The organism is Agrobacterium sp. CCNWLW32, assembly GCF_037083425.1.
Lineage (GTDB): Bacteria > Pseudomonadota > Alphaproteobacteria > Rhizobiales > Rhizobiaceae > Agrobacterium > Agrobacterium radiobacter.
This window is the reverse complement of record NZ_JBAOJM010000004.1, coordinates 58,888-72,287: the sequence shown is the minus strand read 5'-3', so window position 1 is coordinate 72,287 and position 13,400 is coordinate 58,888. Positions and strand designations below refer to the sequence as shown.

At 58.8% G+C, this 13,400-nt stretch carries 11 protein-coding genes; 6 read left to right on the top strand and 5 right to left on the bottom strand.

Features of this window, described 5'->3' with window-relative positions:
* Positions 1–163 precede the first annotated feature (163 nt).
* Both V6R85_RS10785 and V6R85_RS10780 read left to right on the top strand, forming a co-directional pair.
* The gene (locus tag V6R85_RS10785; RefSeq protein WP_111817678.1) at positions 164–1,705 is read left to right on the top strand and encodes a sugar ABC transporter ATP-binding protein; all 1,542 of its coding nucleotides are present in this window, start codon (positions 164–166) and stop codon (positions 1,703–1,705) included.
* A 32-nt stretch (positions 1,706–1,737) separates the two neighbouring features.
* A complete protein-coding gene (locus V6R85_RS10780) occupies positions 1,738–2,769 on the top strand; it encodes an ABC transporter permease (RefSeq protein WP_003510336.1) in 1,032 nt (343 codons plus the stop codon).
* 80 nt (positions 2,770–2,849) lie between these two features.
* On the opposite strand, the gene V6R85_RS10775 is transcribed toward V6R85_RS10780, so the two are convergent.
* A complete protein-coding gene (locus V6R85_RS10775) occupies positions 2,850–3,605 on the bottom strand; it encodes a gamma-glutamyl-gamma-aminobutyrate hydrolase family protein (protein ID WP_060724803.1) in 756 nt (251 codons plus the stop codon).
* A 304-nt stretch (positions 3,606–3,909) separates the two neighbouring features.
* Here V6R85_RS10775 and V6R85_RS10770 point away from each other — a divergent pair, with 304 nt between their 5' ends.
* Entirely contained in the window at positions 3,910–5,007 is a 1,098-nt protein-coding gene (locus tag V6R85_RS10770; protein WP_003510333.1) for a TRAP transporter substrate-binding protein, read from the top strand.
* A 386-nt stretch (positions 5,008–5,393) separates the two neighbouring features.
* On the opposite strand, the gene V6R85_RS10765 is transcribed toward V6R85_RS10770, so the two are convergent.
* Positions 5,394–6,863, bottom strand: coding sequence for a TRAP transporter large permease (locus tag V6R85_RS10765; protein WP_060724802.1), 1,470 nt, complete (start codon positions 6,861–6,863; stop codon positions 5,394–5,396).
* 32 nt (positions 6,864–6,895) lie between these two features.
* A complete protein-coding gene (locus tag V6R85_RS10760) occupies positions 6,896–7,435 on the bottom strand; it encodes a TRAP transporter small permease subunit (RefSeq protein WP_087745654.1) in 540 nt (179 codons plus the stop codon).
* Positions 7,436–7,851: 416 nt separating this feature from the next.
* Between V6R85_RS10760 and V6R85_RS10755 the strand changes: the two genes are divergently transcribed.
* On the top strand, positions 7,852–8,076 hold the full coding sequence (locus V6R85_RS10755; protein WP_003510326.1) for an aa3-type cytochrome c oxidase subunit IV: 225 nt from the start codon (positions 7,852–7,854) through the stop codon (positions 8,074–8,076).
* Positions 8,077–8,145: 69 nt separating this feature from the next.
* Positions 8,146–8,679 (top strand): hypothetical protein, encoded by a 534-nt coding sequence (locus V6R85_RS10750; protein ID WP_174054792.1) that lies wholly within the window; start codon positions 8,146–8,148, stop codon positions 8,677–8,679.
* A gap of 15 nt (positions 8,680–8,694) precedes the next feature.
* On the opposite strand, the gene V6R85_RS10745 is transcribed toward V6R85_RS10750, so the two are convergent.
* A complete protein-coding gene (locus tag V6R85_RS10745) occupies positions 8,695–9,948 on the bottom strand; it encodes an NAD(P)/FAD-dependent oxidoreductase (RefSeq protein ID WP_112958598.1) in 1,254 nt (417 codons plus the stop codon).
* 319 nt (positions 9,949–10,267) lie between these two features.
* Between V6R85_RS10745 and V6R85_RS10740 the strand changes: the two genes are divergently transcribed.
* The gene (locus tag V6R85_RS10740; protein WP_112958599.1) at positions 10,268–12,001 is read left to right on the top strand and encodes a methyl-accepting chemotaxis protein; all 1,734 of its coding nucleotides are present in this window, start codon (positions 10,268–10,270) and stop codon (positions 11,999–12,001) included.
* A gap of 78 nt (positions 12,002–12,079) precedes the next feature.
* Here V6R85_RS10740 and V6R85_RS10735 read toward each other — a convergent pair whose 3' ends face one another.
* Positions 12,080–13,399, bottom strand: a complete 1,320-nt coding sequence (locus tag V6R85_RS10735; protein ID WP_060726904.1) for an LLM class flavin-dependent oxidoreductase — start codon at positions 13,397–13,399, stop codon at positions 12,080–12,082.
* Position 13,400: the final 1 nt, after the last annotated feature.

Below are 13,400 nucleotides of genomic sequence, written 5' to 3'. Positions count from 1 at the left end.
AGCTTCGGTGTGTGAGCGGATTGCGATTGGATTTCAGTGAATTCAAAGTGTTACAGCGCCCTTGTGTCGTGATCGGCACGGCGCTGTAAGCCTCCCCGGAGGCAAGGTGCGCCCTCTGGCAAAACCCTATCTCCGGTCATTTTTGTCTATTGTGGAGGGTGAGATGGTCGTCAGTCCATCGACAATGGCCGCCGTGCGCGCCAGCGGAGCCGTGCCGAATGCGGAGTTTCTTCTCGCAGCGGATGGCGTACGCAAGGAATTTCCCGGCGTCGTGGCGCTCGATGATGTGCAGTTCCACCTCAAGCGCGGCACCGTGCATGCGCTGATGGGCGAGAATGGCGCCGGCAAATCGACGCTGATGAAGATTCTCGCCGGCATCTACCAGCCGGACAAAGGCGAAATCCGCCTGAAAGGCGCGCCGATCCGTCTCGATTCCCCGCTCGATGCGCTGGAGAACGGCATCGCCATGATCCATCAGGAACTGAACCTGATGGCTTACATGACGGTTGCGGAAAACATCTGGATCCGCCGCGAGCCGAAAAACCGGCTGGGCTTCATTGATCATGGCGAAATGTATCGCCGCACCCAGACCCTGCTTGAGAGGCTGGGTATTGATCTCGATCCGGAAACCCGTGTTGGTGAGCTTTCGGTGGCAAGCCGTCAGATGGTCGAGATCGCCAAGGCGGTTTCCTACGATTCTGACGTTCTCATCATGGACGAGCCGACATCTGCGCTGACGGAGCGCGAGGTCGAGCATCTCTTCCGCATCATTCGTGATCTCAGGGAGCGCGGCATCGGCATCGTCTACATCACCCATAAGATGAACGAGCTGTTCGAGATCGCCGACGAGTTCTCGGTTTTCCGCGACGGCAAATATATCGGCACTCACGCTTCCACCGATGTGACGCGTGATGACATCATCCGCATGATGGTGGGCCGGGAAATCACCCAGATGTTCCCCAAGGAAGAGGTTCCGATCGGCGACGTCGTTCTGTCGGTCAAGAACCTGAACCTTGATGGCGTGTTCCATGACGTCTCCTTTGATGTCCGCGCCGGTGAAATTCTCGGCGTTGCAGGTCTTGTCGGCTCGGGCCGCTCCAATGTGGCGGAAACCGTGTTCGGTGTGACACCCGCTTCCTCAGGAACGATAACGATCAACGGCAAGCCGGTTTCGATCGACAGCCCGACGAAGGCTATCAGTCACCGCATGGCGTTTCTGACGGAGGACCGCAAGGATACGGGGTGCCTGCTGATCCTCAATATTCTTGAGAACATGCAGATCGCCGTCCTGCAGGACAAATATGTCGCCAATGGTTTCGTGCAGGAAAACGCGCTTTCGGAAGCCTGCGAGGAGATGTGCCGCAAGCTCCGGGTCAAGACGCCGCATCTTTACGAACGTATCGAAAACCTGTCCGGCGGCAACCAGCAAAAGGTTCTGATCGGTCGCTGGATGCTGACCCAACCGCGCATTCTCATTCTGGATGAGCCGACGCGCGGCATCGATGTCGGGGCGAAGGCCGAAATTCACAAGCTGGTTTGCGAGATGGCGCGCCAGGGCGTCGCCGTCATCATGATTTCCTCCGAAATGCCGGAGGTTCTGGGTATGAGCGACCGTGTCATGGTCATGCATGAAGGTCGGGTGACGGGCTTCCTTGATAGAAGTGAAGCCACGCAGGTGAAAGTGATGGATCTCGCATCGCGGTGAGGCGCGCCGGGATTTCTCGAGGAGGAACGATTATGAATACGAACGCCGCCGCCAACACGGAGTTGGATGCAAAATCCGGACGCAAGCCGCACCGGCGCATCCCGCCCGAGGCCAATATATTTTTCGTGCTGATCGGCATCGCGCTGGTTTATGAAATTCTCGGCTGGATTTTCATCGGCCAGAGCTTCCTCATGAACCAGCAGCGCCTGACGATCATGATCCTGCAGGTTTCTGTCATCGGCATCATCGCGGTTGGCGTGACCCAGGTCATCATCACCGGCGGTATCGATCTCTCCTCCGGCTCCGTCGTAGGCCTGACGGCGATGTTGTCCGCCAGCGTGGCGCAATCCTCCACATGGCCGCGAGCTCTCTATCCGGGGCTGACCGATCTGCCTTTCTTCATACCGCTCGCGGTCGGCATATTGGCCGGTACCCTGGCGGGTTTCATCAACGGACAGCTCATCGCGCGTACCAAAATTCCGCCCTTCATCGCAACACTCGGCATGATGGTGACGGCGCGCGGTCTTTCCAAATGGTATACGAAGGGCCAGCCGATCTCGGGGCTCACCGACGGTTTCAACTTCATCGGCACGGGTATCTGGCCGGTCGTGGTTTTCCTCGTCGTCGCCGTCATTTTCCATGTGGCGCTGCGTTATACGCGTTACGGCAAGTTCACCTATGCCATCGGCGCCAACCAGCAGGCGGCCCGCGTTTCCGGTATCAATATCGAGGCGCATCTGATCAAGGTCTATGCGATTGCCGGCATGCTGGCCGGTCTCGCCGGCGTCGTCACCGCTGCCCGCGCGCAGACGGCGCAGGCCGGCATGGGCGTGATGTATGAACTGGACGCCATCGCCGCGGCCGTTATCGGCGGCACGTCGCTCGCCGGCGGTGCCGGGCGCATCACCGGAACGGTGATCGGCACCATCATTCTCGGTGTCATGACGTCGGGCTTCACCTTCCTCAGGGTGGATGCCTATTACCAGGAAATCGTCAAAGGCCTCATCATCGTGGCCGCGGTCGTTGCTGACGTCTACCGGCAGAAGAAACGCGCAAAGCGCTAAATCCTCCTCCCAGACTTGGGGCAGGCCTTCAGGCTTGCCCCTTTTTTGTGTTCTTGTGGGCCGAGGGGATCAGCGGCGGTTCAGACCTTGCTGTTTCGATAGTCGTGGACGGCCTTGCCGAAGGCCTCGAACAATGCCCGTGAGGGTGCGTCTGTCTCGGCCCAATATTCCGGATGCCACTGCACACCAACGGCGAAGCCCTTGGCGTCGATGACGGAAACGGCCTCGATCGTGCCGTCCGCCGCCGTTGCTTCCACCTGCAGGCGTGGTGCGGTCTCGGCAATCGCCTGCCGGTGCAGCGAATTGATCTGGATTTCGCCTGATATGCCAAGATGCTGCGCAATGCAGGAGCCTTCGCGCACATGTACCGGCTGGCGGATGGCGAAGGCCACGTCGCGGTCGTCATGTTCCGGCTTGCGGTGGTCCCATATGCCGGGCTGCTCCTGAATTTCCGAAGCAAGCGTACCGCCCAGTGCGACGTTCAGTTCCTGAATGCCGCGGCAGATGGCCAGCATCGGAATACCGCGCTCGATGGCGCGGCGGATGAGCGGCAGGCTGGTGGCGTCGCGAGCCTGATCGAACGGGCCGTCGCTCTCCTGCGCTTCTTTTCCGTAAAGGGAAGGGTGCACATTGGTGGCGGAGCCGGACACGAGCAGGCCGTCCACCCGGTCGAGAATGGCGTCAACCTCGTTTCCGTCCTCGAAGGCCGGGATGATGAAGGACATGACACCAGCCACTTTCAATGCGGCGGAAACATACTGGTTCTGCGCGGCGTGCCAGTCGGCCCCGGTGAAATGCCTTATGTCGGCGGGTACGGCGATAATTGGTTTTGGCATGGTGGCTCCGGGACGAATCTTCGAAATTTGTGCGACTGCCGGCTGGCCAAGTCAAGCACGCGTTTTGCGTTCTGACGATCCTGTATGCGCCTAAAGTATAAGGCGGTGCCGGGATATTTCAGTTGCAAATAAAATGCGAAGCAGAGTTTCGGAAAATTCCCGGAAAGGCCGGTTTTTCCGTGATTAATTCTTGGCGCGGGTGCTTGTCAGCCGGGCGGTAACCGTGCTTACTTTGCTGTGATGCCTGAACAGCAACGAGGGGAATTCAAAGCTGCGGGCAGCGTTCATATCTGGGAGGATATAGATGGATCGCCGTTCCTTTATGAAAAAAGGTGCGCTTGCGGGAGCTGCCACTGCAGCTCTGGCTGCGCCCGCCATTGCACAGCAGAATACCAAGATCAACTGGCGCCTGACGTCGTCGTTTCCGAAATCGCTCGACACGATCTATGGCGGCGCCGAGGATATCGCCAAACACGTCGCCGCTGCCACCGACGGCAATTTCACCATTCAGCCCTTTGCTGCGGGCGAGATCGTGCCCGGCCTGCAGGCGGCCGATGCCGTGTCATCAGGCACGGTGGAAATGTGCCACACCTGCTCCTATTATTACGTCGGCAAGGATCCGACCTTCGCCATCGGCACGGCGATACCCTTCGGCCTCAACGCCCGTCTGACGAACTCATGGTTCTATGAAGGCAACGGCAACAAGCTACTCAATGAGTTTTACGCCAAACACAATCTCTACGGCATGATTTCGGGCAATACCGGCGCGCAGATGGGCGGCTGGTTCCGCAAGGAAATCAATACCGTCGACGATTTCAAGGGCGTGAAGATGCGCATTGCCGGTCTCGCCGGCAAGGTAGTGGAAAAGCTCGGCGTTGTACCGCAGCAGATCGCCGGCGGCGACATCTATCCGGCGCTGGAAAAAGGCACCATCGACGCGGCGGAGTGGGTCGGTCCTTACGACGACCACAAGCTCGGCTTCCAGAAGGTGGCCAAATATTACTATTATCCCGCTTTCTGGGAAGGTGGCCCGGTCATCCATTCCTTCGTCAATCTGGACAAGTGGAACAGCCTGCCGAAAAACTACCAGACGGCGCTGCAGGATGCCTGCGCTTTCGCCAACACCAGTATGATGGCGAAATACGACGCGAAAAACCCGATCGCCATCAAGCAGTTGGTGTCGGAAGGTGCGGTACTGCGGCCGTTCAGCCAGGAAATCCTCGAGGCCTGCTACAAGGCCGCACTGGAAGTGTATGCCAATATTTCGGCGTCCAATCCGGACTTCAAGAAGATCTACGAGGACCAGGTTGCCTTCAAGCGCGAAGGTTATTTGTGGATGCAGCTTGCGGAATACACTTTCGATACTTTCATGATGATCCAGCAGCGTAACGGCAAGCTCTGATTATTCGGTGACGGCGGACCGAGCAAAGGCCCTGGGGATTTCGATCTCCGGGGTTTTTGTTGTGCGCGCATGCCTTCACGTGTCCGACAACAAAGGATGATTTACGATCAAATCCGTTGTGAGCAAAAGCAGCAGGCTCCGCGACCAGCCGGAGTGTCGGCGGGGATTTGCCACGCCGACCTCGGCAAAGACCCTGCTCTCAACTGTGGAGGTGATGCGATGTGGAAACCACTGAGCATTGCGTTTGTCGTTAGAAAAAACCGGACAGGCTGGTCACTGACTGTCCGGCTTCATTTCAAACGATAAGCAAAACGGAAGGCAGGGCTGCAACCCTGTCTTCCACTCCGCAATCATAAGCGTTTCGCCAGGTCCTTACAAGACAGCTCTTACGGTCCGATCTTCGGTGGTTCGCCGAGATTAGGCATGCCTGGCAATCCACCCGGCTGACCGAAATTAGGCATGGTGTTGCCGCCCTGATTGCCAAATGAGGGTATCTCGATCTTGATGGAATTCAGATCGACTTCGGGTGCCTTGTCCAGCCAGTAGGTAACGGATTCCGGCCAGAAGATCACGATGGCGACGAGGATGAGCTGCATGCCGAGCCATGGAATGGCACCCATGTAGATATCCGACGTCTTGACCGTGCGCGGTGCGATGGAGCGCAGGTAGAACAGCGCAAATCCGAAGGGTGGATGCATGAAGCTCGTCTGCATGTTGATGCAGATCAGCACGCCGAACCAGATCAGGTCGATACCGAGCGCCTGTGCGATCGGGGCCAGCATCGGGATGACGATGAAGGCGATCTCGAAGAAATCGAGGAAGAAGGCGAGGAAGAAGATGAAGATGTTGACGAAGATCAGGAAGCCGATGGGGCCGCCCGGAATGCCCGACAGCATATGTTCGATCCACAGCGAGCCGTCCATGCCCTGGAAAACGAGCGAAAAGCAGGTGGCGCCGACCAGAATGAACACCACCATGGAGGTGATATGCATGGTGGAATGCATGCCCTGCTTGACGAGATCCCAGCTGAGGCGGCGGTGCGCGGCTGCCAAGGCCATTGCACCGACGACGCCGAGCGCACCGGCTTCGGTGGGCGTTGCGAGGCCGAGGAAGATGGTGCCGAGCACGAGGAAGATCAGCACGATGGAAGGGACCATGCCCGCCAGCACGCGGAACACCAGCTTGCGGTCGAGTTCGCCGCGCGCTTCCGGCGGCAGCGCCGGCAGGTCCTTCGGCCGTACGATCGACATGAACAGGATGAAGAGCATGAAGATGGCGACTTGCAGGATCGACGGGCCGATGGCGCCGAGATACATGTCGCCCACGGACTTGCCGAGCTGGTCGGCAAGAACGATCAGAACCAGCGAAGGCGGGATGACCTGCGTGATTGTTCCCGATGCGGCGATGACGCCGGTGGCAAGCCGCGGATTGTAGCCGTATTTCAGCATGATCGGCAGGGAGATGACGCCCATGGTGATGACCGAGGCGGCAACCGTGCCGGTAATCGCGCCGAGAATTGCGCCGACGATGATGACGGCATAGGCGAGACCGCCGGGAATGGCGCCGAACAGTTTGCCGGTCCCTTCAAGCAGATCTTCCGCAAGCCCACATCGCTCGAGGATCGCGCCCATGAAGGTGAAGAAGGGGATGGCCAGCAGAAGGTCGTTCGAGACGATGCCGAAGATGCGCAGCGGCAGCGCCTGAAGAAAAGCCGGTGAAAAATGCTCGGTGAAGATGCCGATGATGCCGAAAACGAGACCGACGGTGGCGAGCGAGAAAGCAACCGGAAATCCGTAAAGCATGAAGATGATCATGCCGAGGAACATCAGTGGCGGAAGAATACCATATTCGAACATGGGAAATATCCTGAAGGTTCAGATCGGTGTGATCATTGCAGGGGTTTTTCGTACTTCGTATCGAGCGCATAAAGCCCGTTAAGGGCCCCTATGCGCTTGATGAGTTCGGAAAAACCCTGAAGAACCAGAAGAGCGAAACCGGCGAAAATGATGAATTTCACCGGCCAGCGGATAAGACCGCCGGCATTGGAGGACATTTCGTTCTGATGCCAGGACAGGGCGAACATGGGCCAGGAAAGCCAGGCGAGGTAAAAGCAGCCGGGCAACAGGAACAGCACGATGCCGATAATATCCACCCAGATGCGGCTGCGCGGCGAAATCGCGCCATAAATGATGTCCACTCGCACATGTTCGTTCATGCGCAGCGTATAGGATGCGCCGATCAGCACGATGAAGGCGAACATGTACCACTGGATTTCCAGCCAGCCGTTTGAACTGTAGTTCAGGGCGTAGCGGACCATGGCGTTGCCGGCGCTGACGAGGCAGCAGATGAGCACGAGATAACCGGCGACCTTGCCCAGCGCTTCGCTTGCAAGGTCTATCAGCGCACTTAATTTTAAAAGCGACTTCATATAACTTTCCCCTCTTCCCTTTTCGGGCCCTTTGCGGGTTTATGGCGGAGAGCAAAGCCCGGTATCCCTGCTGCAGCCACGCCTCCACGTGCTTCCGCTGCCACAGGCTCCAGAGTTCCTCCCCACAGAATCCCGTGTATGGTCAGGCGGTTCGAAAAGCAACCAAAACCGCCATGAAACAGCTCGACCGAGTGCCCTTTTCAACCGTTTGCGAAAGAATGTTGCCCTATGGCATGTTTCGCCCGGTTGAGCGGTCGTGCTGCATGCCGTTGCCGCTCTTTCACGCAGAACGCATTGCGCTTTTCGGCGACTTCATGTTACCTCTGGCTACGGAGAATCCGGCATGGGTCCGTGATCGTCCGCGGGCAGATTTCCCCGTACGACGGGCATGACGGATGGAGCAAAGGGGAAGCGGAATGAGCGAACACCACACGGGTCCGGTCGAAGTTGGCGCCGAGATGAATTACGCCGAGCACGAAAAGACCTATAACGGTTTTCTGGCCCTGACGAAGTATGGCACCATGTTGCTGTGCGTGCTGATGCTGGCCATGGTCGCGGGTTTCTTCACCGCCGCCGGCTTCCTTGGCGGTGTGGTCGTCTTTGCGGTGCTGTCGGCCGCGGGTTTCTTTCTGCTGCGCTGAACAATCCCGTTCATGAGCGGTTTCCGTCCCGGAAACCGGGCGATGCCGGATAACCGGAGAGGCCAAGCCATGAAGCGTCTGTTTTATTGTCTGTTTCTGCTGGTGGCGATTGCGCATCCCGCATTGTCGCGCGATCTTTCGCCTGCCGAGCAGGATAGCCTGCGCACACGGATTGAGCGGTTCAGCACGGCTTTGAATGCACAGGATTTCGAGCTTGTCGGCAGGACCGTGCCGCCGAAAATCTTTGAATTCATCGCACGCGACGCGGGTGTTAGCGTGGAACAATTGCGCGGCGCCTTGACCACGCAGATGCAGATGGCGCTTGCGGCGGTCAAGATAACCGAATTCACCATGGATACGCAGGCAATCACTCTTGCGCAGACGCCTGATGGAACGCCCTATGCGCTCGTTCGGACGAAGACGGTGATGGAAACCGGCGGCCAGACGATCGAGGCGAAATCCCACACGCTGGCGCTGATGGATGGTGCGGACTGGTACCTGTTGAGGGTCAGCGACCAGCAGCAGGTGACTATCCTGCGCAAGGTCTACCCGTCCTTTGCCGAGGTGGAATTTCCTGATGATTCCATGCAGCCGGTAAAATAGACCGGCCTCTTTCGTTCAGGAGAAGCGTCCCGGACGGAATGGGTCGACCGAAATTGCCGTTTCCTCGCCGCTGGCCAGCTGCGTCACCAGACGGGCGGTGGCTGCGGATTGTGTCAGCCCCAGATGGCCATGGCCGAAAGCATAGATGACGGAGGGCGTGGCACGGGCCGTGCCGATGACGGGAAGACAGTCCGGCATCGACGGGCGGAAACCCATCCATTGTTTTCCATCCTCCAGCTTCAGTCCGGGCAGGAAACGCCCAGCCTTCTTCAGCATCGCCTCTGCACGGCGGAAATTCGGCTTCAGTTCCAGCCCGCCAAGTTCGACCGCGCCGCCGACACGGATGCCCGTCGCGAGCGGGGTGACGACAAAGCCATGATCGTTGAAGTAAAGCTGCCGCGTCAGGTTGAAAGCGCTGGCGGGAAGGGTGGTGTTGTAGCCACGTTCGGTTTCCAGCGGCACGATGTTGCCGAGCGTCGCGGCAAGCTTTTTCGACCAGGCGCCGCAGGCAATCACCACCTTGTCGGCATCGATCTTGTCGCCGTTTTCGAGCGTCAAGATCGTGCTTTCGCCAACGGCATCGATGCGTTCGGCTTCACCCTTGCGCAGGCTCGCGCCACGGGCAATCACCAGATCGAAAATAGCGCGGGTGAAATCATAGGGGTCGGAGACCTGCAGGCCATCGGTAGAGAATATGGCGTGGCGGAACTGCGGCGCGAGACCCGGTTGCAGCTCTTCGATTTCGTTGCGGCCGACGCGCTCAAAGGTGAAGCCCGCGTTTTCCTTTTCGTCCCAGGCCTTGCGGGCGGCGTTGAGGCTTGCCTCACTGTCGTAAAGATCGAGCGTCCCGGTTTTTGAAACGAGGTGCGATAGTTCCGGCATGGCGGCGATATGGGCCATTTCCATGGCCGCCAGTCGGTTGATTTCCGTCAGCGATTTCAGCCCGTGGCGGAAGTTGCGCTCGGCGCTGGCGCGCCAGAAACGCCACAGCCAGGGTGCGATCTTCGCCGCATAGGCAGGCGGCACGCTGAGCGGGCCGAGCGGATCGAACAACCAGCGCGGTGCTTTTTTTATGATGCCGGGAGCGGGAATGGGTATGATTTCGGGGAAAGCCAGAATGCCGGCATTGCCGGAACTCGCCCCCCGGGCAACCTCGCCGCGCTCCAGAAGCACGACCTCGCGTCCGGCATTCTGCAGATAAAGCGCCGCCATGGAACCGATAATGCCGGTGCCGATCACCAGCACATCGCATTTCAGGGTTTTGGTCATCGGCGCTCCTGCAACACAAATCTTTCAACCCCGCCATAACAATGAATGCCGCCCGGATGAAAGGCCGCATCGTGTCGCTGGCGCAGAAATATCAGCACTGTGGCAAATAAGCGGTCCCAAATAGACAAGGAGAATATAGTCGCCGTGAAGCATATCGGCAGTCGATTCAGGCTCCGGATCGATAGTTATGGAACATCATTAATCGCTATTTAACGGTGTCCGGCTAGTTTCGCGTGCAGGCGGACCGACCGTTTTTCATCTTTATATCTCGGGGATGGAGGAGGTCTGCACATGGATTACTGTTGGGGGTTCAAAAAAGATGTCTCACCTTTCTAAACTCGGTCTGGACGCTTATGCGGTGCTTGATGCGCTCAGCCGCTCGCAGGCCATCATCGAGTTCGATCTGACCGGCAAGATTTTGAAAGCGAACGATAATTTCTGCAAGGCTGTGGGTTATCAGCAGTCTGAAATCGTTGGGCGCTCCCACAGCATGTTCCTTTCTTCCGAGGATGCGGCCTCGCCTGAATACAAGGCCTTCTGGGCAAAGTTGTCGCGCGGCGAATACGATCAGGGCCAGTACCGGCGTCAGGCCAAGAATGGCGACGAAATCTGGATTGAGGCCTCTTACAATCCGGTGTTTCGTTTCGGTAAGCCTTACAAGGTGGTCAAGATTGCAACGGACATCACCGCGATCAAGCGCAAGAGCGCCGAGGATGACGGCAAGCTGGCAGCGCTTTCCCGCGCGCAGGCCATGATCGAATTTACGCCCGACGGGAAAATCCTCAGCGCCAACGAGAATTTCCTCGCGACGCTCGGTTACACGGCGGAAGAGTTGATCGGTAAGCATCATCAGATGTTCTGCGAGCCGGCCTATGCCCAGTCTCAGGACTATCGGGATTTCTGGAAGGAACTCGGAAAGGGCCACTTCTCGACCGGGCAGTTCATGCGCCTTGGCAAGGATGGCAAACGCGTTTTCATTCAGGCTTCCTATAATCCGATCATTGATGATCGGGGCCGCGTCTTCAAGGTGGTGAAATTTGCTTTCGATGTGACGGACCGGATGCGCGCAGTCGAAGAACTTGGTGCTGCGCTTGAGCGGCTTTCTCAATGCAATATCCGCATTACGCTGGACAAACCTTTTGTCGGCGAGTTCGAAAGGCTGCGTTGCGATTTCAATAAATCCATTGCGGAATTCCAGAAGACGCTGGAAAATGTTCTCGGCCAGACCGGAGACCTGACCCGCAGCAGCCAGGAGGTCAGTGAAGCCTCCGTCAATCTTGCCGAACGCTCGCGCGAGCAGGCGGTGGCGCTTGAGGAAACGTCGGCAGCGCTCGAAGAAATCACCGCGACGGTCCGATCTTCGACTGAGAATATGAAAGAGACGCGCAAGCTTGTTCAGAGCGCGCGGGCATCCACCGTGGCCTCCACCGAGGTCGTGGAGCGGACAGTCGATGCGATGCAGCGTATCGAGACGGCATCGCGTGAAATCAGCCAGATCATCGGCGTGATTGACGAAATCGCCTTCCAGACCAACCTGCTGGCACTGAATGCCGGCGTGGAAGCTGCGCGTGCGGGCGACGCGGGCAAAGGTTTTGCCGTGGTGGCGCAGGAAGTGCGCGAACTGGCGCAACGTTCCGCCAATGCCGCAAAGGAAATCAAGGCGCTGATCAACAATTCCGGCACCGAGGTTCTTGAAGGCGTCCGGTTGGTGGGCGAGACTGGCACGGCGCTGAAGCAGATCGACGCGCTGGTCAGGCACATTGACGGCAACGTCGACATGATCGCCAAGGCGGCGGACGAACAGGCTGTCGGCATCAGTGAGATTAACAAGGCGGTCAATCGGCTGGATCGGATGACGCAGGAGAATGCGGCGATGAGCGCCCGCACCACCGTGATCAGCACCACGCTGGCGCAGGGTGCCGATGCGCTGGCGCAGCTTGTCAGCCTGTTCAAGTTGAACCGCCGCACGACGCAGCGCGAAGACGGATCTTCCGTCCGGTCGGAGTCTCCGAATACCGCCCGGCGGGATCGGACGTCGGCGCGGGCGGCATAAAGATCGGGCCCAGGTCCTCTTAGGGGCACTAACCAGATTTGGTGGATGCGGATGCCTTTGATCGGGCATCCGCAAAGGTTATCCCCGCAGAACCGGTCGTGTGATACCGAGATGGTCGCGCAGGGTCAAGCCTTCGTAGTCCTTGCGGAACAGGCCGCGTTCCTGCAGGAGCGGCACGACCTCGCGGTTGAATTCCTCCAGCCCGCCGGGGAAGAAGGGCGGCATGACGTTGAAACCGTCGGCGGCGCCGTTTTCGAACCATTGCTGCATGCGGTCGGCCACGTCTTTCGCCGTGCCCATGACGATGTGGTGGCCGCGGCCGGCGGCGACACGCAGCGCCAGTTCCCGGATCGTCAGCTTTTCGCGGCGCGCCAGTTCCGTCAGAAGTTCGGCGCGGCTGCGCAGCTGGTCGGAAATCGGAAGATCCGGCAGCGGGCCATCGAGATCGTAATCGGCAAGGCTGTGGCCGATGCGTTCTTCAAGCAGCGGCATGGCGCTTTTGATATCCGTCCACCGGTTCAGTTCCTTCAGCTTTTCACCGGCCTCTTCAAAGCTTCTGCCGATGATCGGCATGAAGCCGGGCATCACGGCGACGCTGGCCGGATCGCGGCCGAATTTTTCCACGCGCGCCTTGAGGCTGGTGTAGAAGGCCTGCGCTTCGGAAATAGCCTGCTGGGCGGTGAAGACGATGTCGGCGGTGCGGGCGGCGAGGTCCTGTCCCGGGCCGGAGGAGCCGGCCTGAATGAGAACCGGGTGGCCTTGCGGCGAACGCGGAATATTGAGCGGCCCTTTGACCGTGAAATATTTGCCTTCGTGGTTGAGGATATGGACCTTTTCCGGATCGACGTAACGGCCTGCCTGCTTGTCCTTGACGAAAGCATCGTCATCCCAGCTGTCCCAGAGGCCGCGCACCACATTCACATATTCTTCCGCCACGGCATAACGCTCGTCATGCTCAGGATGGTCCTTGGAAAAATTCGCCGCCGTGCGGGCGTATGAGGTGGTGACGATGTTCCACGCCGCGCGGCCGTGGCTCAGATGGTCGATGGAAGCGAAGGCGCGGGCGGTGTGGTACGGCTCGCCATAGGTGGTGGAGGCTGTGGCGGCCAGCCCGATCTTGTCGGTGACCATGGCAAGCGCGGCAAGCAGGGTCAGCGGCTCGAAACGCGCGATCATTGACGGATGGGCGTCGACGCCGCTGGTGAGGCCGTCGGCGAGGAATACCATGTCGAATTTCGCCGCCTCGGCCATTTTCGTAACACGGGTGAGCAGATCGAAATTCTCGCTGCCGGCCTCCGCGTCGGGGTGACGCCAGCCGGAAACGTGGTGCCCGGCGCCCTGCAGGAAAAGGCCGAGATGCATCTGTCTTTTGCGTGTCGTGGTGGTCATGGGGATCATG

Bases quoted from the DNA above. Each gene is read 5' to 3' on its own strand.
- V6R85_RS10785 (WP_111817678.1), top strand. From the start codon at position 164: ATGGTCGTCAGTCCATCGACAATGGCCGCCGTGCGCGCCAGCGGAGCC.
- V6R85_RS10780 (WP_003510336.1), top strand. From the start codon at position 1,738: ATGAATACGAACGCCGCCGCCAACACGGAGTTGGATGCAAAATCCGGA.
- V6R85_RS10775 (WP_060724803.1), bottom strand. From the start codon at position 3,605: ATGCCAAAACCAATTATCGCCGTACCCGCCGACATAAGGCATTTCACC.
- V6R85_RS10770 (WP_003510333.1), top strand. From the start codon at position 3,910: ATGGATCGCCGTTCCTTTATGAAAAAAGGTGCGCTTGCGGGAGCTGCC.
- V6R85_RS10765 (WP_060724802.1), bottom strand. From the start codon at position 6,863: ATGTTCGAATATGGTATTCTTCCGCCACTGATGTTCCTCGGCATGATC.
- V6R85_RS10760 (WP_087745654.1), bottom strand. From the start codon at position 7,435: ATGAAGTCGCTTTTAAAATTAAGTGCGCTGATAGACCTTGCAAGCGAA.
- V6R85_RS10755 (WP_003510326.1), top strand. From the start codon at position 7,852: ATGAGCGAACACCACACGGGTCCGGTCGAAGTTGGCGCCGAGATGAAT.
- V6R85_RS10750 (WP_174054792.1), top strand. From the start codon at position 8,146: ATGAAGCGTCTGTTTTATTGTCTGTTTCTGCTGGTGGCGATTGCGCAT.
- V6R85_RS10745 (WP_112958598.1), bottom strand. From the start codon at position 9,948: ATGACCAAAACCCTGAAATGCGATGTGCTGGTGATCGGCACCGGCATT.
- V6R85_RS10740 (WP_112958599.1), top strand. From the start codon at position 10,268: ATGTCTCACCTTTCTAAACTCGGTCTGGACGCTTATGCGGTGCTTGAT.
- V6R85_RS10735 (WP_060726904.1), bottom strand. From the start codon at position 13,399: ATGATCCCCATGACCACCACGACACGCAAAAGACAGATGCATCTCGGC.